Annotated in this window: 26 protein-coding genes and 1 pseudogene; 14 read left to right on the top strand and 13 right to left on the bottom strand. The window is 31.3% G+C overall.

What is annotated here, in order from left to right; genetic code table 11:
- Positions 1–137 precede the first annotated feature (137 nt).
- Positions 138–803, bottom strand: coding sequence for a helix-turn-helix domain-containing protein (locus ACVWNY_RS18770; RefSeq protein WP_461211769.1), 666 nt, complete (start codon positions 801–803; stop codon positions 138–140).
- A gap of 444 nt (positions 804–1247) precedes the next feature.
- Here ACVWNY_RS18770 and ACVWNY_RS18765 point away from each other — a divergent pair, with 444 nt between their 5' ends.
- The 5 genes from ACVWNY_RS18765 (at position 1248) to ACVWNY_RS18745 (ending at position 5711) form a co-directional block, all read left to right on the top strand.
- Positions 1248–2186, top strand: coding sequence for a tyrosine-type recombinase/integrase (locus ACVWNY_RS18765; RefSeq protein ID WP_454072548.1), 939 nt, complete (start codon positions 1248–1250; stop codon positions 2184–2186).
- Between the two features lie 492 nt (positions 2187–2678).
- On the top strand, positions 2679–3470 hold the full coding sequence (locus ACVWNY_RS18760; protein ID WP_454072547.1) for a type II toxin-antitoxin system PemK/MazF family toxin: 792 nt from the start codon (positions 2679–2681) through the stop codon (positions 3468–3470).
- 340 nt (positions 3471–3810) lie between these two features.
- Positions 3811–4083, top strand: coding sequence for an HU family DNA-binding protein (locus ACVWNY_RS18755; RefSeq protein WP_454072546.1), 273 nt, complete (start codon positions 3811–3813; stop codon positions 4081–4083).
- Positions 4084–4479: 396 nt separating this feature from the next.
- On the top strand, positions 4480–5562 hold the full coding sequence (locus ACVWNY_RS18750; RefSeq protein ID WP_454072545.1) for a hypothetical protein: 1083 nt from the start codon (positions 4480–4482) through the stop codon (positions 5560–5562).
- A gap of 29 nt (positions 5563–5591) precedes the next feature.
- Entirely contained in the window at positions 5592–5711 is a 120-nt protein-coding gene (locus tag ACVWNY_RS18745; protein WP_454072544.1) for a type I toxin-antitoxin system Fst family toxin, read from the top strand.
- Positions 5712–5926: 215 nt separating this feature from the next.
- Here ACVWNY_RS18745 and ACVWNY_RS18740 read toward each other — a convergent pair whose 3' ends face one another.
- From ACVWNY_RS18740 to ACVWNY_RS18705, 8 genes are all read right to left on the bottom strand, one after another.
- Complete coding sequence (locus ACVWNY_RS18740) at positions 5927–6634, bottom strand: RNA 2'-phosphotransferase (protein WP_461211768.1); 708 nt, start codon at positions 6632–6634, stop codon at positions 5927–5929.
- 66 nt (positions 6635–6700) lie between these two features.
- On the bottom strand, positions 6701–7258 hold the full coding sequence (locus tag ACVWNY_RS18735; protein ID WP_454072543.1) for a recombinase family protein: 558 nt from the start codon (positions 7256–7258) through the stop codon (positions 6701–6703).
- Between the two features lie 398 nt (positions 7259–7656).
- On the bottom strand, positions 7657–8193 hold the full coding sequence (locus ACVWNY_RS18730) for a hypothetical protein (RefSeq protein WP_454072542.1): 537 nt from the start codon (positions 8191–8193) through the stop codon (positions 7657–7659).
- Between the two features lie 252 nt (positions 8194–8445).
- Positions 8446–8952 carry a hypothetical protein gene (locus ACVWNY_RS18725; protein WP_454072541.1) on the bottom strand — a complete coding sequence of 169 codons (507 nt, stop codon included), beginning with the start codon at positions 8950–8952 and terminating at the stop codon, positions 8446–8448.
- Between the two features lie 241 nt (positions 8953–9193).
- Positions 9194–9784 (bottom strand): DUF805 domain-containing protein, encoded by a 591-nt coding sequence (locus ACVWNY_RS18720; RefSeq protein WP_454072540.1) that lies wholly within the window; start codon positions 9782–9784, stop codon positions 9194–9196.
- Positions 9785–10028: 244 nt separating this feature from the next.
- Positions 10029–11450 carry a hypothetical protein gene (locus tag ACVWNY_RS18715; protein ID WP_454072539.1) on the bottom strand — a complete coding sequence of 474 codons (1422 nt, stop codon included), beginning with the start codon at positions 11448–11450 and terminating at the stop codon, positions 10029–10031.
- A gap of 10 nt (positions 11451–11460) precedes the next feature.
- Complete coding sequence (locus ACVWNY_RS18710) at positions 11461–12189, bottom strand: DNA/RNA non-specific endonuclease (protein ID WP_454072538.1); 729 nt, start codon at positions 12187–12189, stop codon at positions 11461–11463.
- A 172-nt stretch (positions 12190–12361) separates the two neighbouring features.
- Positions 12362–12466 (bottom strand): putative holin-like toxin, encoded by a 105-nt coding sequence (locus ACVWNY_RS18705; RefSeq protein WP_438721263.1) that lies wholly within the window; start codon positions 12464–12466, stop codon positions 12362–12364.
- A 490-nt stretch (positions 12467–12956) separates the two neighbouring features.
- On the opposite strand from ACVWNY_RS18705, the gene ACVWNY_RS18700 reads away from it, so the two are divergent.
- The 9 genes and pseudogenes from ACVWNY_RS18700 to ACVWNY_RS18660 all read left to right on the top strand — a co-directional run bounded on the left by ACVWNY_RS18700 (position 12957) and on the right by ACVWNY_RS18660 (position 20399).
- Positions 12957–13097, top strand: coding sequence for a hypothetical protein (locus tag ACVWNY_RS18700; protein WP_454072537.1), 141 nt, complete (start codon positions 12957–12959; stop codon positions 13095–13097).
- A gap of 102 nt (positions 13098–13199) precedes the next feature.
- Positions 13200–13418, top strand: a complete 219-nt coding sequence (locus tag ACVWNY_RS18695; RefSeq protein WP_454072536.1) for a hypothetical protein — start codon at positions 13200–13202, stop codon at positions 13416–13418.
- Positions 13419–13859: 441 nt separating this feature from the next.
- Complete coding sequence (locus tag ACVWNY_RS18690; RefSeq protein WP_454072535.1) at positions 13860–14750, top strand: toprim domain-containing protein; 891 nt, start codon at positions 13860–13862, stop codon at positions 14748–14750.
- A complete protein-coding gene (locus ACVWNY_RS18685; RefSeq protein WP_454072534.1) occupies positions 14701–15066 on the top strand; it encodes a hypothetical protein in 366 nt (121 codons plus the stop codon). The genes ACVWNY_RS18690 and ACVWNY_RS18685 overlap by 50 nt, the downstream gene beginning before the upstream one ends.
- 18 nt (positions 15067–15084) lie before the next feature.
- The gene (locus tag ACVWNY_RS18680) at positions 15085–15420 is read left to right on the top strand and encodes a hypothetical protein (protein WP_454072533.1); all 336 of its coding nucleotides are present in this window, start codon (positions 15085–15087) and stop codon (positions 15418–15420) included.
- Positions 15421–15552: 132 nt separating this feature from the next.
- Positions 15553–18096, top strand: a complete 2544-nt coding sequence (locus ACVWNY_RS18675) for a DUF6287 domain-containing protein (RefSeq protein ID WP_454072532.1) — start codon at positions 15553–15555, stop codon at positions 18094–18096.
- A gap of 183 nt (positions 18097–18279) precedes the next feature.
- Complete coding sequence (locus tag ACVWNY_RS18670; RefSeq protein ID WP_454072531.1) at positions 18280–18501, top strand: transposase; 222 nt, start codon at positions 18280–18282, stop codon at positions 18499–18501.
- Positions 18502–18657: 156 nt separating this feature from the next.
- Positions 18658–19244: pseudogene (locus ACVWNY_RS18665) on the top strand (recombinase family protein).
- A 24-nt stretch (positions 19245–19268) separates the two neighbouring features.
- A complete protein-coding gene (locus ACVWNY_RS18660) occupies positions 19269–20399 on the top strand; it encodes an FRG domain-containing protein (RefSeq protein WP_454072530.1) in 1131 nt (376 codons plus the stop codon).
- A 52-nt stretch (positions 20400–20451) separates the two neighbouring features.
- Here the strand turns inward: ACVWNY_RS18660 and ACVWNY_RS18655 are convergent, their stop codons facing one another.
- The 4 genes from ACVWNY_RS18655 to ACVWNY_RS18640 all read right to left on the bottom strand — a co-directional run bounded on the left by ACVWNY_RS18655 (position 20452) and on the right by ACVWNY_RS18640 (position 23291).
- Positions 20452–21144 (bottom strand): CPBP family intramembrane glutamic endopeptidase, encoded by a 693-nt coding sequence (locus tag ACVWNY_RS18655; RefSeq protein ID WP_454072529.1) that lies wholly within the window; start codon positions 21142–21144, stop codon positions 20452–20454.
- Positions 21141–21395, bottom strand: a complete 255-nt coding sequence (locus ACVWNY_RS18650) for a hypothetical protein (protein WP_454072528.1) — start codon at positions 21393–21395, stop codon at positions 21141–21143. Before ACVWNY_RS18650 ends, ACVWNY_RS18655 begins: the two co-directional genes overlap by 4 nt.
- Before the next feature lie 68 nt (positions 21396–21463).
- A complete protein-coding gene (mobL, locus tag ACVWNY_RS18645) occupies positions 21464–22681 on the bottom strand; it encodes a relaxase MobL (RefSeq protein ID WP_454072527.1) in 1218 nt (405 codons plus the stop codon).
- A gap of 31 nt (positions 22682–22712) precedes the next feature.
- A complete protein-coding gene (locus ACVWNY_RS18640) occupies positions 22713–23291 on the bottom strand; it encodes a hypothetical protein (protein ID WP_454072526.1) in 579 nt (192 codons plus the stop codon).
- Positions 23292–23294 lie beyond the last annotated feature (3 nt).

Genomic DNA, 23294 nt, shown 5'->3' with positions numbered 1-23294 from the left:
AATAAATATATAACGTAACAATCATACCAAAAATTTATAGCGTAAAATATCTTGTACACGCAAAACTCTTAAACAAAAAATGAAAATCTATTTTGTAAATAGTAAAATTGCGTCAACAAAAATGATGGAAACACCAATCACCAAAACTCATAAAATTTCTCATTTAAGTGATAGCCTTTTCCCCAAACAGTCACAATTCCTGGTCGAATCTCGAAAGAAGTGGAAATTTGTTGATTAATTTTACTTACTCGATAAGATAATTGACTAAGACTCGAAGGGTCTGATTTTCCCCATAATTTTTGAGAGAGCGCTTCTCTAGAGATGGTGTTGCCTTTTCCCTCAAGTAAAATTGAAAATAAGCGCTTATTCACTTTAGGCAACTGCAGTTGGAATTGGTCTACAGAAATCCTTTCAAAAGAAGTGCAGTTGGCATGTGTCATTTCTACAGCACTCAATAACCCCCCCAATTCAGAAGTAGTGATTCCCGTAGAAAAACAGTTTTCAATTCCTTGTTCCTTCCAAAAAGCTGTGTGTTCTCCAGATTGTTGTGTATCTAATTTTAAAAAACAAATTTGTTGCTGCATTTTACAGTAAGCTGTTAATTGTAAGACTTCATTTTTTATCAATGTTTCGCTAAAAATGACAATGGAAAATCCTCTTGTCCAAGAAGGTAACATCTTTTTTTTTATCCAATCTGTCAGTAAACCACTAGATAAAAAAACTTCATAACTTAGGTTGCGTAATTTTCGATACAAATCTAGTTCATTTTCTATATTTTTTGTTAAAATCAACATACGAACCATATAATCACCTCCTTTTGTTTATGCGATGTGCGAAATAGGCTAGACTAATTTCGTTCTTTTTTACTTGGTATTACCTATACCAAGTAAACCTAGCAATGCCACTACTGATTTTTTGTTTTTGTTTTCTATCACTTTATATATTATAACAATATTCATTTTTTTCACAAGTTTTTTTTTTAAGAAACATTATATTTTTAATGCTAAATAAAAAAAAAAGAGATAATTTTTGTAATATATAGTTATTTTATGAGCCGTCAAAAAAAGGAGCTGACTACCATGGCAAAACGAGGCGAAAATATTTATAAACGAAAAGATACACGATGGGAAGGGCGTTAGAAAAAAGGGTATAAAAGTAATGGATCTATTCATTATGGTTATATCTATGGGAAAAGTTATCGAGAAGTAAAGGAAAATCTCTACTATTACAAATTAAAGTACCAACAAATGACACAACAAAATGGTCTTTGTGTCCAGTCCTATGAGGACTGGGTTTGTCATTGGTTAAGAAGTAGACAAAGGATGATAAAAGAAAGTACTTATGCCACTTATTTCTATAAATTAAAGCATTATGTCTTTCCTATCATTGGTGACTATCCACTGAACCAACTAACGACTGAGAGCATTCAAGAATTAATCAATCAATTAAGCGAGCAACAATTAAAATCTTCAACGATTCATGTCATTTATCAAATTGTTAAAAAGAGTCTGCAAGATGCGTTAGATACTGACAAAATTTTACAACAACCTTGTCAAGGTGTTCAGTTGCCTAAGAAACAAAAAAGCCAGATCTCTTCCCTAACAGAAAAAGAAGAGAAACAAATTGAAGATACAGCCAAAAAAGCCCCTTTAACAGAAGGATTACCAATTATTTTAGCGTTACATACAGGTTTGCGTATTGGTGAAATAGCCGCTTTAAAATGGAGTGATATTGATTTAAAAAATAGATTGATTCACATTACCCATTCTTACCAAAGAATCCCCCTAAAGCAAGGGGCAAGACAAACCACGTTAATCTTTACTTCTGCAAAAAGTAAAGAATCTGTTCGTAGAATACCGATTGGTAGAAATCTTTATAAATGGTTGAAGAGAGGGTATAGAAAAGCACGTAGCCCTTATGTTTGTTCTACACAATCACAGCCTAGAGAACCACGATTAATCACCTACTATTTTCATCAAATACTCGCAAAAAGTGGATTAGCATCTATTCACTTCCATCAATTACGTCATACTTTTGCCACAAGATGTATTGAAGCCAATGCAAGTATTACAGCTGTGAGTGCATTGTTAGGGCACGCCTCTACTCAAATGACGTTGGATGTGTATACAGATGCTAATTTAGCTAGTCGAAAAATGGCTATTTTAAAGCGAGAACAACTTGCTTGATGTCAATATTCAAATAAATTAAATAAAAAAATGACCAATGGAAAAAAACAGGTTCCTTTTTTTTCTTTTTTTTGATCAATCAATGTTTCTCTACATTTTGTAGGGGGACTATTTTTTTATCTATTTTTATTTATCATTTATAGCCGTCATTCATCGTCAGGTTCCCCTCAATATATCCTATATTATCAATCGTTCTCAACGGTACTTGGTATAGGTAATACCAAGATAAGATAACTAAAAAAAAATTGTTATATCGTCTTCTCTATTTCTCGAAGACTGTATAACAGGTTTTTTTATTTATCTATTTAGTTTAATTAAATAACTAAAAATATGAAAGTTTCCCTCTGATAAAAATGACCGATTTTAAGTAATTTTACATTACTTTAAAAATCTATTAAACTAATCTTGCATCATTCATACTATCCAATTTATGTTACTAACAGAAAAAAATAACATTGCGTTAAATGATATTCATCTTTTATGGAGGTTTATATGAATCAAAAAAGTGTTGAAGATGCTTGTAATGAAGCCAATAAACGATTTATTTCTGAGTCTCTTTCCGGTTATCCTAAATACAAGTATCTTTCCCAGTGGTTGACTAATTTTAGTCAATATCTCACAAATGATAGAATAAAACCTAAAAAAAATTATAAAGTATATAAAAGAGGTACCATTGTTTACATAGATTTTGGCATTAATGTCGGACATGAATTATCTGGGAACCATTTTGCGATTATTTTAAATAATTATGACAATGCTAAAAATGGCTTATTGACTATACTCCCTATTTCTTCTAAAGAAAAAAAGAATTATGTCCCCGTTGGGGTCATTCTAGGGATTCAAAGTATCCGCCATGTCATTAGTTACTCTGACAAACAACAAGAAAAATTACGTATTCTTATCTTAGCGGCGCTTTCTACTGGGCTATTAGATCAAAATAAACTATCACCTATTTTGACTGATATTGCTGATAAAGGGGCACCGTTAAATAAAGAAGACGTTCTAGAAAAGGCCCAAAAACTCAATCTAATTAGTCATACACCACAAGAGCTCAAACAAAAAACCAATGAGCTGTTAAAAGAAATCCATCAGTCTAGAAAGGTATTTGACACTTACAAGAAATATACAAAAGAATCCTATATTATGCCTTTGAATATTCAATCGATTAGTAAAAATAGAATCCGACGATTGAATAAATTTGATCCTGTGGGTCAAATTAAAGCACCTGCCAACGTATTGGATAAAATCGATCAAGCCTTGATGGACAAATTTATCAAGCACTGAAGAGTATTTGACAACTTCCCTCAACCATTATATGATAACTAATATATAGGGTCTGAATCGCCCACCGACAAACGACATGAGGACGTATGCGCCTACACAGAAAGCCTACTTTAATCAATAAAGTAGGCTTTTTTCTTATGTAATCGTTAGTCTTATGAAAATAAAAATCGCTGATTACAACACAACCATTTCTTTATTAAACCATTGTGCTGGACATACTGAGTAAAAAAGAATCAGAAAGTCTGGGAATTTTTTTTGAGTAATTTGTGATTGCTTTTTCTCAAAATAATTCATAAAATAGAGGAACCGTAACTATTTTTATAAAGGAGAATTAAAATTAATGAACAAAGATTATTTAGCGTCAAATGTAGCAGAAAAAACAGGCTTAACTAAAAAAGAATCATTGGCTGTTGTCAATGAATTGTTCAAAGCTATTGAAACAGCACTATCCAACGGGGAAAAAGTTCAAGTCATTGGGTTTGGTAATTTTGAAGTAAGAACACGGGCGGCTCGCAAAGGACGGAATCCTCAAACTGGAGAAGAACTGACCATTCCTGAAAGCAAATCCCCTGCTTTTAAAGTAGGAAAACAACTAAAAGATTCTGTTAAATAAAAACATCTATACAGTTTCTCGTTTAAAGCGAGAGCCTTTTTTTATTGCCTCTTATCTAGAGTTACACAGCGTACTTGGTGTAACGCTGGGTGCTTTGAGAAAACAAAAAAATCTCGTTAAAATCAATATCTCAAAAACAACTAAAGTGTTGGATAAAATAATTAAAAGTTAAAATAGAGCTCTCCAAGAATCATAATCTTTAGAAAAAGAAGAATATTGAAGGGTGGGTATTCTAATAAGTGATTCTAGCTAGACCAATTAAAATTCACAAAAGCAGCCCACCAAAAGCTTGGTGGGCTTGTTGCTGAGGTTAATCGAGATTATGTTATGTAACATTTCAAATAACGGCAAATTATAGTATTATTGTGAACATAAAAAAAAAAAAGGAGTGTTTATGTGAAAAAGGTTGTAGGTATTTTTAGTATGTTGTTGGTACTATTTATAGTTTCAGGTTGTAATCAACGAAAAGACATTAATAAATATGTAGATGTTTCATTCTCTGGCGTTGATACTCAAGGGGTAGTATCGTATAGAGTTGATACAGAAGCAATGGCAAAAGAAATATTAAATATTGATCTGGAAGATGAAGTATTGTCTCAAGAACAAACACAAGAAGTTAGTGATCTACTAAATTCATATACTATTAAATTAAATAAAGAGAGCAATTTGTCTAATGGAGACAAGGTAGTATTAACAATTGACGTCAATGAAGATAAGACAAAAAAAATTAAATCTAGCAAAAAAACCGTAGAAGTAAAAGGATTAAATAAAGCTAAAGAATTGACGAACAAAGAGGTTGAGAAGAATTTAGTAGTGAATTTTAATGGAGTTAGTGGGCGAGGAGTTGCAACAATAGATAATGTTTTTGATTCTCCTTTAGACTCTGTTTTTTTCTCAATAAAGAATGATGGTAAGTTGAAAAATGGTGATAAAGCTGAAATTGTATTAGACAAATCACAAAAGGATCAGTTGTCTTATGATGGTTATGTATTACAGAAAAACTTTTCCCCTACATTTGAAGTAAACGGGTTAGAAGAAGTTGCAGAATCAGCGTCTGACATTGCTAATATAGAAGATATAAAACGCATGATAGATGAAGAAGTAAGACGTACTTACAAAGATAGTAGTCCAGAATATAGTTATGGTTCTAAATATGAAATTACTTTGGATAAACTTATGTATAGACAATTTGATAAAGATAGCTCTAAAGAAGATGAATATAGCTGGAGTATGTCTAGTTCAAATCAAAATGGAAATCTAATTGGAATTTATACTATAAAAAGATACTCTGGGGGAACAGAAAGTAAATTAGAAGATACTAAGACAGCTATAATTGGATATTCTAATATAGTTTTAGATGAAAATAAAAATGCAAATGTTGCTGAGCTAGATGAAATACAGACCACGAAAGATGACACATACTCATTAGAATCTGTTTTGAAATTATATGAAGGGTATGGATATACACCTGTAGAGTAACCATAAAAAAATGTGATTATGATATAATCATGAGTGGCAACTTGCCCCTAAAGGGGGTGCTATTCGTGCATGATTTACTGTCATTAATTATTGCACCACTTTTTGTGGGACTAGTTTTAACGCTAGTTGATCACTGGTTAGATGATTAGACAATAATTTGCAAGTTGTCACTAACCCGCATATTCGTGATCGCAACGAATAAAAAAAGCCAACCTTACTCACAATAAGGTTGGCTTTTGTGCTATTCACATAATTCACTGTCATTTCGCAAGTTTATTATAGCATGTTTTACTTCAAATCTCAATTTATAGAGTCGAACTCCATATAATCGTGATTATGTAGAGCTAATATTAAAATAACTAGCTCAGTTAAGTATTTGTATGCTGGTAGTGGATATTTTGTCAGCTAACCATACTTTTTCATTTCCTAAATAAAAATTGTCTCCATTTTTCCTTGCCTTCTCAGTATCAATGCGCATTATAGTTGGTGATAAATCTTTTCTTTTACCTACTAAATTAGCTGTTTCTATATCTTCAGACAGATGAACATATTGTCTTGACATAGGAAGTAATCCATTAGTTTTAATACTTTCTAAGAAATCGTATGAGGTACCATGATATAAAACTTTGGGAGGTGTAGCAATTTCTTTTATTATTTTCATAGGAATTGAGTGACCATACATAGCTCTGATTTTATCGTTGTTTATTTCATGTCTTTTCTTATCAGATTTTTCTATCATTTTTATTACATCACTGATCTCCACATTTTTCCATTCTTTATTTTGATGAAGAGCATTTAATAACTGAGAAATTAGTACCCAACCATTTTCATCTAACTCTAACTCATACTCCCATGGTGCATGCCTTAAAGCATATGAAATTTCTTTACTTAATTTACGGTAATCTTTAACCATTACGGATCTAACCCCTTTTAATAAAATTATAACATCATCTTTTAACTTAGTATAATTTGATTTATGTTGAATAACGTAGCTAAGATATAAGTACCACCCAAAAGAAACATTTTTCACCCCTAAAGAAAAGACTTTAGAATAGGATTTTTGGAAAAACAAAAAGTGTCACCTGTGGGTATAGCTGAAGTTTTAAATCACAATAGTGTATTTTACTAGTCTCTAAGACTACTTAATATACCGTTGTTTGTAGCGTACAATCGTTGATTTATCTAATTCAAACAATTGAGCGGTTTCTTTATACGTGTGTGTCTCTAAATAATCTAAGATCTCTTTGATTTGTGAAGGTGTTTTTTTCGGCTTCCGACCGTCTCGATAATTAGGATTATGTTGTCGTTGAAATGCTTTTCCTTCTTGTGTTCTTTGAACAATCATATCCCGTTCGAATTGAGCAAAGGCTAAAAACATATTTAACATTAAACTACCATTTGGAGATTTATCAATGCGACCCATATTGAGAATATTTACTACAATGTCTTTTTCTTGTAATTCTGAAATTAATGTTGTTCCTTGTTGAACGGAGCGAGAAAGTCGATCTAATTTAGTAACGATTAATTCATCACTAGTAGAAAGCAATTGAATTAATTCATCTAACTTAGGTCGATCTCGTTTTGTGCCAGTATATTTCTCGCTATAAATTTTTTCTGCTCCTGCATTTTTTAATAATTCAATTTGATTGGCTAAATCTTGTTCGTTTGTAGAAACTCTAGCATAACCATACTTCATATTGAGACCTCCTTATGCACATAACTTTTGCATATGTAACAAGGTTGATTCTATCCCATGTGTATATTGTGTGCAAAACTGTTAAGTTATGCATATAAAATCTCTATTTAATGAACATAAATTTTAGACACTGCTTAAGACTAATAAATTTAGCGTAAATTAAAAGAGTCAAAAACTTTTAAGTTCCTGACCCTTTAGTACATATTTCTATTAATATCAAGAATAACCTTGGCATATTTCAACACCACAGATAATTGTATTAACTATGTTACTTAAGACGTTAAACAATTATTCATATGGCTTGTATTCTACAAAATATCTCCTGTCTGACAGTTTAACACCTCAAAACTTTTATTAAAAAAAGATAATGAAAAATTTCTTGAAATCAGATTTTTGATTTACCAACCACCAGGTTCCATTACCGAGTCATTTGGAGCAGGGAAACCCATAGTTCCTTCGAAAGTAGAATAGAACCCAGTTCCTTCTGATTTCCATCCAGCTTGTACTAAATTATCTCGTTCATTTGAACTTAAAGTATAATGATGAGATCCCGTTTTAGCATTAGGATTATACAATCTATAAACCGGTGTAGAACCTCCAGACTGCCAAGAGACCCCTTCATATTTCCAACCTGAGTTTTCCAAAAAAGTTTTCTCGTTGTCATCTAAGGTATAATGATGATCACCTGCATTTGGGTTGTATAGTCTGTAAACGGGTGTTCCTTGATCTGGAACTATCCACGCCTTACCTTCATTTTTCCAACCAACTTGAACCAAGCTATTGCGCTCATCAAAACTTAATGTATAGTGGTGTTCACCTGAATTAGGATTATACACTCTTAAAAGAGTTGAAGCGTCAGCATTTACTGATTGAAACGTCAAAGCCCCAGCGATTCCAACAATTCCAAATAAAACAAATTTCTTTAATTTACTCATTTTACTCTCCTATCTTTTTTTACTGTTACGAACAATATATTATCAAATGTTTGTTTCAAATACCATGTAATATTAAAAAATTAATTTTTAAGGAAAATAGTCTAATTGATATGTAAAACGGACACTCACTATGAGTGCAATATTAATAAATTCAAAAGTCCATTATAAGTATACCTATAATGGACATAGACTATAGATAAAGAGGAAAGAAACCTATAAGTTTCTTTCCTCTTAAGGAATAAATTTTATTTTTTATTCAGATACCTGTGCAGTATCTTCTTGTGTAATGGTAAAAGAAGCAACTCGTGATCCATCAGGATTTAAATAATTAACTTCTATTTTAGCATCAGGCACAAATCCTTTTAAACTGTCTAAGGTAGGCTTCATCGCCTTAACTAAAGTAGGTTTCATTGCTTCAGAATCAATAGCCACTCCAGGTGCTTGAGCAAAAGTGTAGTTATATATTACAGTGCTATCAGGACCTTCTTCTATTGTGATATCTGCAACGGAATCACCAGCTTGTGCCTTCAAACTTGGTAACTGTGATTGTGCTGCTTCAATCATCAAACTAAGGTAGTCTGACGAACTACTTTCTGTAAAGGCAGTAGTAGAACTCGTAGTAACGTCACTACTTTTACTATTTTTTTCCGAAATGATTGTTGAAGTACTAGAACTTGACAGACTTGTTTCCTTATTAGAGCACGCTGTTAAACTTAATAATGTCACAATCCCTAAAAATATTACGCCTATTTTTTTCAATTTTATTCTCCTGTTTTCTCTATTTTTTTATAACTTAGTAAATAATCACAAACTCCCAATATTTTTGTGGTCATTTACCTATGAATATTTTAGATTATCTGGAATTTTATTACAATAAAAAGTGCAAAAATTATTATTAGAAAAATATCGTGTATCTACATTTTTCTAATAATTATAGAAGTGCTCCTTAAAATGAAAAAAAAAACAGGAACCCATAAAGGAACCTGCCTTGGCTTTATAATTATTTTTCTGTAAAGATTGAAGTCAATATAGAATTTTTACTGCTTGTAGCAAAAATATCTGTAGGTAAGAAAGCACTAGCAGTTATAAATATAGATAATAGCATAGTGAAAAATGTGATCATTGGTGATCCAGAAAAGTTCAAACTTGTTAAAGGTGTAGCCACATCTGAGTAACCACCATAGGCTGAAGCCATACTAGATGCAGAATTTAATACAGTTGAGTATAAGTTCATGTACCAAGTATAACTAAGCGCATAATATACAATGTATAAAACCAAAATTGTTTTACTTTTCAAGCCGGTATCTCTTAGTCTTCTTACTGATAATGCCATAGAAGGAATGATGATTGCTAAAGTAAATGCGACAATTAGAAATAACATAAAACCATTGATAGGTGATTCATAATATTCTCTATTACTAGAAGAAACAACGGTAATAATCGTTAGAATAATATAAACAACCAAAACACCTAACATTGCAAACCAATAACCCCTACGTGTAGATCGTCCTCTAAAATCAGCATATCCTTTAAAAAAATCACTGAAAGCTTGAGAAAATGATACTTTTCCTTGTTCTGATATTCTTTTCATAATAATCTCCTTTCAAAGATATAATATTATCAGAAAAATTTATTTCAATCTACCTAAATTTGAATCATTTACAAGATGCAACTTCAAAGTGACTCAGTTAATTAAAGTAGCACTTAAAGGTTACAGATAAAAAATTCAATTAAAGTGAGTATATAAAGCGTCACGTCACAACAAAAAGTGTCACCTATGGGTATACCCATAAGTAACACTCTTGATAATAAATTTTAAATTGAAAATGCTTATCTTATTTATTGTCAAAATATAATTCTATTTCATTTTCTGTGACGTTTGAAGGTACAAATGTTTGAGTGATATAGTTCATAAAAACTATTAAGTTCATATAAATCAAGAATATCGTTAGAAAAGTATAAGTTGCCTTTGAGAAAAAAGAGAATTTAGCTTTCAATATATTCAATACAAAATCAATTCCACATACTACAAGTAATATTAATATAGGTATTAATGAGTATATATATCTTCCTTGAGGTTGATAATCAGTTTTCATCACATACACAATAAACAAAGAAATAGTGATTATGCTAGCTGCCAACAAACTAATAAAAGCTACAGTCTTGGTTAATCTGTTTTTTACTTTTACTCTAAGTGAATCTAATACACGAATGCTACCCAATAATGATCCGAAGCCTAAAATACTATTATAAATATAGTAGTATTTTTCACTCATAAAAATATTCATATACGAAAACACACCAATAAATGATTGATTTGTGTATGTTAAAAACTCCTTATTTTTAAAAAGTTCTATTAGTGTCCCATTAAAAGGTTTTCGCATAGCTAAACTCGGATGAGTTATTCGCCAATTAGGATTTCTTAATTTCCAATTATTAAATGACTGATTAAAGATTTTTGTTCCAAAAAAATCTTTATATAAATAATAATTTCTAGCAAAGAAAGGTATTACAAGGATTAATTCAAATAAAAAGATAAATACTGTTTGTTTAGTAAAAAATTTCCAGTCGGTCGCTCCCGTTTTTATTTGGTATAACTGAATAAATAAAAAGTAAATGCCACCCATCAAAATGAAACCATATGAATTGAGGTATCCCAAAGCACAAATCATAAATCCAAAAGATAATAAAACACTATGTTTAAATTCCCAAGAATTAAAAGCACTATCTAACATGCAATATGAAATAATAGCTACTCCTGAGATCGCAATAATATCATTGTTTACATACGAAGAAAGGTAGGTATATTGAGGTATTAGTCCCATAAGAATCATAGCAAATAGACCACTAATATTATTTTTAGTAATTACTGAAACACTTTTACCAGTGAAATACAAAGCTATACCAGAAAAGAAAACACTTGTTAGTCTTGCAGCAAATAAAATTAACTGATATGAGTGAGTAAAAATTGCGAATATCTTCATAAATATTGAACTAACAATAGCCCCTAAAAATTGAGGGTAAAAGGCGTATGACCAATTTCCTAAAACATACATAGCTTCTTTACTGTATCCAGTGGGAAGTTTTCCATAATTAAAAATGTATGTAGGAATTAAATATCTCATATATTCGTCTGGAGCTTGATTAAATTTAATTTTAAATGCCCAATAGGAGAACCAAGTCATTAAAATAAAAATTATTATTAATCTACTGAACAAAATATGTCTAGTATTCATTAATTTGATTTTTTTCTTCACACATACACACTCATTTTTTAATATTTCCAGTAGCATAGTCCAACGTATAACCATCTTCCACATTATAGATAAACACATTATAATTGATCGTGCTATCTTCCACGCTTTGCGCTTCCATTTGCACTCCACGGCAAAGTAACTCATTGTTTTTGAAATAAGGCGTCACACGGTACCGTACATGATTTTTCGTCTGTCTCAAATAGTCTGCTACTTGATTCTCATATTGTACCATGGTTTCTTGGTTCATTTGTTCTGTCCCTGTAAAAAGATTCTTCCAATTGTCATTTTCTCCTGTCAGTTGATAGCCAATTAAATGGCTGCGGTTGTATAACCATTTACCATTAGATAGCTTTTTTTGCTTCCAACCTGTCGGATAGACGGACGAAATATCGCCTCTTTCTTCTGTCGGCATTAAATCCTGACCTAACAAGGCATTTGCAACACCAATACGATTCAAATTGTCTAAGTCTGAAAATGTTTGCCACGAGCCATTAGCCAGGGACAAATCTTCCTGATTGAAATTCGGTTGATTATTATTGATAATGACGACTTTGTTCGTGCCGTCATAGTCTAAATTAACAGCGTCTTGGTTCACTGTTGAATTTCTGATCTCAGTAGTTGCTGTATTTGATTGATTTGTTTGTTCTTGGTTCGTATCAAGATAATTGCTCCCCCATGCAAACAGGGCAACAAGAATAGGAACTGCAGCACCTAAAAAGCCTTTATTTTTCTTTATCATAAAATTACTCCTTATGAAGTGACTTACTTACGACAAAATTCTTTAAAATATGCTATAATGAAATAGAAAAGAGACGTTGCTTCAACAACGTCCCTTTGGACAGCACCGTTAAAGACGGTGGCAGTTTTTTCTAATAAACAAAAATTAGTCGTCTACCCGCTAAAGCTGACGGCTATTTTTTGTCTTTATCGTTGGTAATTGCTAGAATGCCAAAGATGATAGTTGCGATTAAAGAACCGAAACTAAGCATTAGCCCTAGCGCTGACTCAACAGGCAAAAGGTTTCTCCTTTCTTTAGAATGAGTGGTTACATTCATATGCACCACCTCACTTTCGATTGGATAAACCACCGTCATTAAACTTTACTGTCATGAATATTATACCATATAAAACCAGTTAGAACCTTATTGATTAAGGCTTTTAACTGGTTTTTTGTATATAAAATAGACGAGTTTCTTCCTTCGCTCCAACCGCCACCGCCGCTACGTCAGAAACATTTTATGTAGTGGTTTAACAAAACCTTAAATCAAAAGATAAAGTCAAAAGCCAGTTCAAGGTCAAGACCCAAATTTCAACCCGATTTTCCTTCACTTCATTTTTACTTGAAAACGTATGGATTATACGAAATGACCCATACAACATATTTTCAGTTGTAAGTATTCTGAACTTTGAAAAATTGAAATTAAAAATCAAAATCTTTTCCGCCTTCAGAATCTTACAAACGAAATGGGTTTTCAAAAAAATTTATTTAAGAAGGAGAATTTTATTATGGAAACAAATGCTAAAGAGGTTAAACGCTATTTGAAATCAAAGGGGATTGATACAAAAAACGTGCGGTGTCGAGTAGAACATTTTGGCTATGGCAGTATGTCAATCAACGTCACTTTAAAGGTCAGCAAAGGGGACTAGTCCCCTTTGCCTTCAATATAAAATCAAAACAAAGGAGCGAACAAACATGAAGCAACTGGCTATTGGTTCTAGTGAAATTAATTTATGAAAAGGAGAAATAAAATGACTAAGACTATGACAGTTACAAAGTATCAAATGGTTAAAGAAGAATTGCTAGCTTTCCATAGACCCATAGTACACATGACAAAAAAGGAGTTTGATTTAATTATGACGGCCACAGTAACTGGCAATTGGCAGCCGGTTTATGAAACAAGAATTTATATCAAATACGGCGGTGAATATTGTTCGATACTCCAGGTAATTGACTATTTATTTGAATAGTAAAGATATTCAGAGCAGAAGGGAATCAAGGTTGAGGAATACTCCTCAGCCTATCCTCTGATCAGTGTACAGTACAAAAAACAGAAGGAGCCAAAAAAAATGGAGATAAAAAGACAAGGAACAATCCATCAAAACATGAAAGAAAAAATCCATCAACTACCTTACTTAACCAGAATATGTTTATTAAGTATTACGTTGTTCTCATGGTTTGCGATTAGCCTTATAATAAAGATAAATAAATACTTGTTGATTATTGGATTGATTCTAGTATCCTTACTTTATTTTTGGACTGTTCTAACACTAGGAACACCTTTTATATTTTAAGAAGGATAGAAATAAAGATGTGTAATAGATGATAAAACAAAGCTATTTCTGCAAAGTTTAAGATAGTCAAATGATTGTATCTTTAAGATGTTTTAGAAAGATTTTGAGGTGTTGAGAATGGAAAAAATTGATTTTTATAATATTCCTGTGGCAGACTACTTACTCTCCATAGGAGAGCCTTTAATAAACGTTGGGCACAATTACTATCAACATAAAGACCACGATAGCTTGAAAATTAATGTGAGAAAAAATTACTTTGTTTGGAATAGCCGATCTGAAGAAAAAAATGCTAGTGGTGGCGTAGTTCAATACCTACAAATCATGTATGGATTAACATTGCAAGAGAGTTTAAATAAAGTTGCTCACGATATAGAAGGTAAAGAATTGAAAAAGGTAGCAAAGAAAGCTTATCCTAAATATTTTAATTACCAGGTCAAAGAAACTTTTGTTCCATTGGAAGCGCAGCGTTACTTAGTAGCCAGTAGAAAAATAGCAAATAGTGTCATTAGAAAATTTTTTCATTTAGGATTGATTACTCAAAATGAAGGAAAAGAGATCATTTTTAAATGGTACTGTGGCTCTCAAATTGTCGGCTTCAGTAAACAAGGAACAGTTAAGTTAACGCAGGAAGAAAAAGACAAATATCATACAAAAAAAGATTATTTTAAGTACGTCGCACCTACTACAGAAAAAGATAGCTTATGGAGATTTAATTACCTGGAGGGATTACCTAAAAATTTGTGTTTTTTTGAAAGTGAAATTGATCTATTAAGTTACTACACTCTTTTCAAAAATGACCTGGAAGAACAAGAGAATTTTTGGTTAATTTCCATTAATGGTGTAGCTTTGCAGAAAGTATTTAACTTCCTAAAGTATGGTATAGAAAAAATGGACTTGAAAAAGAATTGTCAGACACTAAATGTCTGTTTTGATAATGATACGGCAGGAAAAAAAGCATATGAAGTCAAAAGTCCTTCGCTTTGTAGGAAATACACATCTGACAGATAAAGAATTATTAGATTTCCTCCTACAGATAGTATCGTATCGCCCTGAAAAAGAATTTATTCCTAAGTTAGTCACAATAGCATTATATAAAAGTAGTAAAAATGATCCTATTTTGTGGGAAGTGGATATGGAACAATCGGCAGATGGTAGTATTCAAAGACCCAATTTTTTAGCATTAACTAAAAACGGTCATTATTCAGTTATTGGTGATTATTATTTTACAGACTACTATATTTATCAAGAAAGACTAACAGAACTAGCTCGAATATGGATAGACGATTTTAGAAAAGAGCGAAAGGCATATAAAAAGGTTAAATAAGTAATCAGGAGGAAAAAAATGAGTAAAATTAAAACAAGAGAATTAAAGGTAACCAAAGACCCTTCTTTCTATCAGTATACTGATTTAGAAGAACTGGAGGTTATGAATACCAGCGAATTAACAATTGCACTAAAGGTACTACGCAAAGAGCAACGGAGACTTACTGAGAAATGTTACCGGTGGGGGAAACAAAAAAGAAGTGAAGCGGAAGATTTGGACGTAGAAAATGTTAAACTAATTAGAAAGTATCGACCGCAGCTGGAGCAAATACTCTTCGGTAAGCAAGGTTATGTTCCAAGGGCAATTACAGACAACATGCTTGTTGAATTAGGCAATAAAAAAAATAACAATTAACATCTAAAGAAGAACAAAAATGAAAAAAGGTACCCGTGCATACTAAATTAGTATAGACTAATATTACTAGATCCATATTAAATGTTAATTTTTAGAAGATTTTTATTATTAAGGTAGGAGGAGAGATTAAAAATGAAAAATATCGTTAGGGTGCTTATGTTCTTAACAGGGTTGTTTTCTCTGCTAATATTGAGTTCACATGCTGAAGCTGCAACGAATGAAATGTATCGCTTGTATAATCCGAGTAGTGGGGAACATTTCTATACTGCTAATGAAAACGAGAGAGACAATATCCAAAAAGCAGGCTGGAAGTACGAAGGCGTTGGTTGGTACGCCCCAATTTCTGGCGAATCTGTTTACCGTTTATATAATGGGAATGCTGGTGATCATCATTATACAAAGGACAGTAAAGAGAAAACATATTTAGAAAACAATGGCTGGAAATATGAAGGCGTTGGCTGGTATTCTGATATAAAAAAATCGATACCGTTATACAGAGCATACAATCCAAATGCAAATGCAGGTAGTCACAACTATACTGTAGATTCTGGAGAACAAAAAAATCTTATAAATTATGGTTGGAAAGATGAAGGAATTTCTTGGTATGGAGTAGATCCTTCTGATATAGATAAGAAGATTGCTTTTACTGGCTTTGTTTATGATAAGAACAATAATATCTTAAAAAACACTGACATCAAAATAAAGAACAGTGATAATCAGGTAACAACTGTTACAACAGATGATGAAGGATACTTTTTTACTCATTTAATTTTAGGAGATACATATACATTAAATGGGGAAAATTTTGAAGTTACAGTCACACCTAAAGATTTAAATAAATTTGAAACAAAAAATAAATATGGAAAAATAGTAAATGGGAAAAAAATTTCAAACTCAAATGGGTCTATGCAAATACAACCATCAACCATTGCAATAGATACAAATAGAACTAATTACGACATATCAAGTGACTATTCTAGTATTACTTTTTTTGAAAACATAGAAATCAATGCGGGTGATATTTTATATCTAGAAGCACAAGATGGTTTTGAAGGTGGGCTGGGTCTTCAAGTTACTTCTGTAGAAAAGATAAACGGAAGAACCATTGCAAAAGTACAGCAAGCAGAGTTGGGATCCGTAGTCACTTCTATTCAAGGAGAAGTAACAGATTCGCCAGTTACTCAGGCCAATTTTGTCCCGGCCACAGATGTAGCTGTGAACGATACAAATCAAAGGCGCGCAACTGCATCCACAGGTGTTTCCGCAGCTATACAATTTGATTCAAACGGCATCAATGTTGATGGTTCATTAAATATTAATGGAAAAATGAGTGCTGAAGTTAATATTGATCCTTTTAATATCAACAATGCAGTAATTAAAGCACAACCCGAACTTTCTATGAGTTTTGAAGGAGATATTTCATTAACAGGAAAAAAAGAAACTATAAAAAAAAATATAGGGACAATTTATATTCCTACTGGTATTCCTGGGATAACTGCCAATGTTCCTATTGACCTTGTGATTTCAGTTGAAGGAAAAGTGAGTGTTCAAATGGGAGTTACTAGCACTATTACAATGGACGTAGGTTACGATAAAGGTAATATTAAGCAAGACTACAGTAAAAATACGGACATGAATGTTGATGTCAAAGGAGAAGTTACTGTTAAGTCAGGGTTAGAAGGATCCGTATCATTGGCAGTGTTAACCCAAATCGAAGGACTAAAATTATCAGTAGGTACAGGAGCTAAATGTACATCTTCAGCAACTGTTAATGCCTCTCAAATACAAGTAAAATCAAATATAGGTGCATATGCAGACTTAAAATACTCATTTCCAATATTAAAAAATTTAGGGTCTAATTTTAATGGAGAGTTTACACTCTATAAAGGGGAATGGGATTTGAAAGTATTGGAATCAACATATGATTTACCACCTTCTGATAACACTACAGAGATAGATAGAGCAGCAATTTTATCTAAAAATTATTCTTCATTAAATGGAACGTGGGAAAATTCTCACGGATATCAATTAATTTTTAATAATGGATATGTCACTATGTCTGGAAGCGGTCTAGGAGGTGTTACCCAATTTTCATTGGTTAATCCTGTTGATCAACAGAATCTAGTCTACTTATCGTTCAATCCTAGACCATTGCCAAATGGTATGAGTATCATGATTGCAACAAAAGGATCTAGTCCATCGGGAGTAAAGGATGGGACAGACAATACATCTGATAGAATTATTATGGGTAATAATGGAGGAGCACTTTTGTTTGCACCAAAAGAAGATGGTGGAATTCCAGATACTGCGTATTATAAAATTGAACCAGATAATATAACATTGGCCTATGAACAACTAATTGGTAAAAGGTTTATACTTGGACCTTTATTATATGATGGCCAAGATGTCAACCAAGCCATGAATGAAAACAATGCTCCTCAAAACTTAGTACATGATGGAACTAAATTAATTACTTTTGTAGACGACTCCACTGTACACATTGAACTAGCAGGAACGTATCGACCTGATTACGATACATCTTATACATTAACTAATAATACTATTACTATTGATAATGAAACTATTCCATACTCTGTAGAAAATGGTGTTATTTCGTTCAGTAATTGGACAACAGATGTAAATGGACACACCATCACCTGGTCATTTAATCAATAATTATGTACGATCGTATTCAAAAGATTAACTATATTTATAAAAAAACTGACTTTCAACATATAAAGAGAAAGTCAGTTTTTATTGATTTTAAATAGGTAATGTACTACTTGATTTGAGCCAGTATACTAAAAGTTGACACAGGAATAGAAAACTACCTAAAATTTAGTCGAGGTGAGTATTCCAATGAAATATGAAGCATCATTTAAACAACATTGTGTTAACTTAGTGGTTAAAGAAGGCCGAACAAAAGCAAGCGTCACCAAAGAATTTAACTTGAGTCAAGGGCTCATCAAAAAATGGATAAATGTCTATGAAACTAATCGTACAGACAAACAAGCAGATTTAGAACAACGACAGCGGAAACTTGATAAAAGTTCAACAATACTGGAATGCTATTTAAGATAAAAGTTAATCTTACCATACCACATGTAGCATTAATAATTGGTATATCGGAAAGCTCATTTAGGTACACCCTTGTGAGCTTATTTATTTGTGCTATAGTCCAATCATATAGAAGGCTCATTAGAGTCTGCCATTAGAATAATGAATTTGAGGGATTTTATGACAAAAATTGGATATGCCAGAGTCAGTAGTAAAGATCAAAATCTAGATAGACAAATTGAAGCACTAAAAAATGTCTCAAAAATTTTTTCAGACAAATTAAGCGGACAATCTACAGATCGTCCGCAATTAAAAGAAATGTTAAATTATATTCGAGAAGGTGATATTGTAGTTGTAACTGAGTTAGATCGATTAGGTAGAAATAATAAAGACCTAACTGACGTCATGAATGAAATTCAGCAAAAAGGCGCAACACTAGAGGTTTTGAACTTACCTTCCATGACATTGAAGACGAAAATCTTCGACGTCTCATTAACAACCTAATTCTTGAATTATATAAGTATCAAGCTGAGTCAGAACGAGCACGCATTCGCGAGCGACAACAACAAGGTATAGAGATTGCTAAAGCAAAAGGACTATACAAAGGTAGAAAACAAAATTACTCTGAAGATGATCCATTATTACAATACGGTTTTGATTTATATAAATCAAAGAACTATACTTTAAAAGAAATAGAAAAACATACTCGTATTCCTATAAGCACATTTAAACGCTACATAAAAAAATACCAGATAAGAAGAGACTAATAATTATTAAAGGAGAAAAATATAGTGGATAATTATAAAATTAAAAATGTACAAGATTTATTGGAAATATTTGAACAGATAAATAGTAATGACTATATTTTTAGAGGAGAAAATAAACTGTATGATAGACCAAATATGTCCGGTGGATATAGATGGATGGAATCTAAAAATAAAAGTTTTCAAGATTTACTCAATTTGAGAGAAGATTATTACAGACTAGTTGGAAATACATTAAATTACTCAGAGCAGAATAATTTTATTTATTATGCACAACATCATGGCTTACCAACAGAATTGATTGACTTTACAGAAAACCCATTAGTTGCACTTTTTTTTGCTTGTGATATTAGTACAAATGACAACAGAAATGGATATATATATTTATTTTTAAAAAAAAATACGATGAGATTTTATTCTTTTTTAAATAATTCAAAAACAACAAGTCAATACTATAATTTGCTTCAGGATGTTAGAGACACTCAAACTGATTTGATTTTTCATTTTTATGGAATATTAGAATCTGATTTTCGAGTTAATACACATCATGCTATTTTTGATAGATATTTACCTAGAATATTGGAGGTTTATAAAAATAAAGACAAGGACCTACATAGAGATCAAAAAGGAATTTTTCAAAGTTTTATTGACTCCTTAAAAAAATCAAATGCTTTCAATAGGATCCAAAAAACAACATCTATTGAACCATTAAAATATAAAGATTTTTTTTATGATTATGGAATCGAGGAACTGGATACGGTATTTACTTTTTCAAAAGAGTTTTTTTTAAAATATATGACAGAGCAAAATTCTCTTTTTGATAAGTACATAGCCATTTGCGTATTTATCAGCTTTGTGCAAGATGATTTATCAATTTTCGACGAAATAGAATTCCCACCCTTTCCTTACTTTTATTGTCAGCCCACAATTCAATTTGACAGAATGATTAATCAGCAAGGTCTCTTCATCTATCAAAAAGCTTTAACATCTGAATTTGGGGGACCAAGTTATTTCGAATCATTAGTACCTGACATAAAAATTGAAGTTGATTTTGCAAATAAAGAAAAGATACGTTCTCAATTAGAGATGATTGGAATTAATAAGAAATTTATATATCCTGATTCAGATAATATAGCAGCGTATTTGAAAGATTTATAGGTTTTAATATGGAAACTACACAATCAAAATTTTCTAATAATCTTAATTAATTTTAGCAAAATATTGCAAATAGATTATTCAGCTGGTGCAAAATAATATTGGTCTTCAAATCTTTAGTGTACAAGAATAGACACGAACTAATGACACCAAAGACCAGAAAAATACAAAATGAAATGATCGAATTAGAATGGTGTAGATAAGCAAACACAACAGAGTTTACTAGAATGCAGCTTACCAGTAAGCTGTATTTTTTTTTGCCTTCTATTTTTAATTTATTCATTATTTGTTTCTCCAGGCAAAGTAAAACACCACGGAATAGAACTTCTTCATAGATAGGCACAATGAATACTGTTCTAATGATATAAAAAATAAACATGCTTCTATTTGTATCAAGGATATTGATTAGAGAATTGGTTTGATCTCCTGGAGCTGAAGAAATGAGCGACAATAAAAAAGAGACTGCAATTAGTAGCCCAAATGATACTAATATACACAATCCCCTCTTTTGTATGGGTATTTTTTTGCCTTCTATTTCCTTTAACAGATTTAAACGCCTAAAGAAATAAATGAAGACACCTAATAGAATGACTGAGAAGACTGTACCAAAGATAAAAATTCCCAGGTTATATTTGCTGACTTTACCTAATAACAAAAAAACTAAAACCAATGATTTTGACAAGAGAAAATAACTAAATAAAAAAAAGAGATAGTCTATTAAGGTTTTGGCAATTTTTTTAAATGTCATAATCCTACCCACCATATTTTTGAAATGAATTTGATTAGTAAATAGACAACAAATAAAGTTACTATATTTTGTATTGGATTAGCTGCAATCCAATCAAAGAATTCTTGTATACCTGTCATTACAAATAAATCATAAAAGACAAACCGATATAGTACAAAAAAGATAATACAAAGTAGTGTCCATTTCTTTGCAAGATATTTTATTCTAACAAGTTTTTGCGTCGTAAAGTAATTTGAAAATATTTTTGGCATATCTATTCCTCCTACCAATCTTGAATTTATATAATTAATTTAATTATATCATGAGTTGAAAAGGGTACCTATCTGTCCCTATCATGAATTTGTTCAATTGTTTTTTGTTTTTTGGCTTCAGGTGCATGAGTACCAACTTTTGATTTTGAAACAGCCTTTAGTAGATTTGCAAAGCCATTTTTAACATGAGAACTTTCTTTTGAGGAAGGACTCTTTTCATTTATCAATTCTTTTTTTTGCTGAGAGTGTTGTTTTGGATCGCGATTGTATTCTTTTGAATTGGGAATTTTTTCACTTCTATTCTTTTCCGAACCTTTTTCTTTGTCTCTTTCATTAGCCAAGTCTTTAAAAATTTTATTGCCAGTTTCTTGATAGAACCGATCTAATTTGTTTTCATAAGAATTATTGGACTTGCTATGACCATACAGGCGTTCATTGTATTTTTGTTGTTTTTCTAAGTCAGATTTTAATTGCTTAAATTCTTCAGGGTAATTCTTTTGTAATTCCTTGTCGATATATCTTTTAACGAGTTGCTTTGGAATGGCCATACTTTTAGCATTGGATTTCATACGGTGCAATCTTTTATCTTCAGGTAAAGACTCTTTAATTAGTTGCAACAATTCCTTTTGAGGATTAGGTTTTAAAGAAATTCCTTTAGAAATCTCTTTTTTCAAAATTTGTCGATTACGATCGATATTTTTTTGTAGATTAATTCTATTTTCTTTCTCAATACCTGAAATTGTTTTACTTTTTAACTCTCTTAATGATCTTTCAGGACGAGTATACTTAGTATTTATATTCTTATCTACGATTCCTATATGGACATGGACATTATCTGTATTCAAATGAATTGCCCCCAACATTTGGTAGTCTTCAGACATACCTAGACGCTTTGAATGATCGTTATAGCTTGACTGTACAATTTTACTTAGCTTATTTACATCTACTCCTCCAGAAGAATTGATAAGATTTTTTTCCTTCAAATATTGATTATCGAAAGATATAACATCTTTATACATGTACTTTCTATTTTCTTGATCATGAGTAAGAAATTGTGCCGCTTTATTTACGAAATATTTTTTTTGCTTTTCATCAAGTCCGATTGAATCTTTATTAAAAATGCCATTTTCTTTCGTTTTTACTTCATTAGAAGCATAATTGAAGAATTTTTCTATTTCTTCTTTTTCTTGCTTAATTGCCTCTTCCCTTGTAATGTAATTTGAAAATCCTCTGACACTAGATGATCCGTGAGCTTTAATAATAATTGCCGGTGACGACGCAGCCATTCAATTTCATCTCCTTTGATTTCAAATAAATCTAAATATTTTTTGCTTTCCTTCTATTCTCTTTGTCCTTAGCCATTTCATTTTTAATCCGCGCACCTATAGCAATTAGAGGGTCTTCAGAAGCATAGATGTCAGTCAAACTATAATTAGGCATATCTTCATAAGTAGATATTTCTTTATATAAAGGCAAGATTAAATAATTTAAGTAATACAGTTCCTTTTCATTAAAATTATTATTGATACGAGCAAAATTCCTAAACTGCTCAATTAATGAATCATAATTTTGTTGCGCATCTTCATTTTGATAGTTAAAAATTTCTTCCATTCTTTCATTTTGTTTAATCAAAAGTTTTTCTTGACTATTGATATTTTTCCCCAGGGTCTTCAATGTTTCTTTCAGACTTTCATTTTCAGCAGTTAAAGTTTTAACTTGTTCGTATGTAGCACTCATTTCAAAGGATAGTTTACTTTTAGAATCTGAATTTTGTTGAGATTCTAAATAATGAACGATACTAAGTTCAATTAACTTACTCATTTTAAAATTAGGATTTTCCTTCTTTAATTTTTTTATTAAAATATCATCAATATAGATACTGTATGTTTTTTTCAATAG

It is taken from the genome of Enterococcus sp. JNUCC 77, from assembly GCF_054819945.1.
The sequence above is the reverse complement of the archived record's forward strand: the minus strand, read 5'-3'. Positions and strand labels throughout refer to the sequence as shown.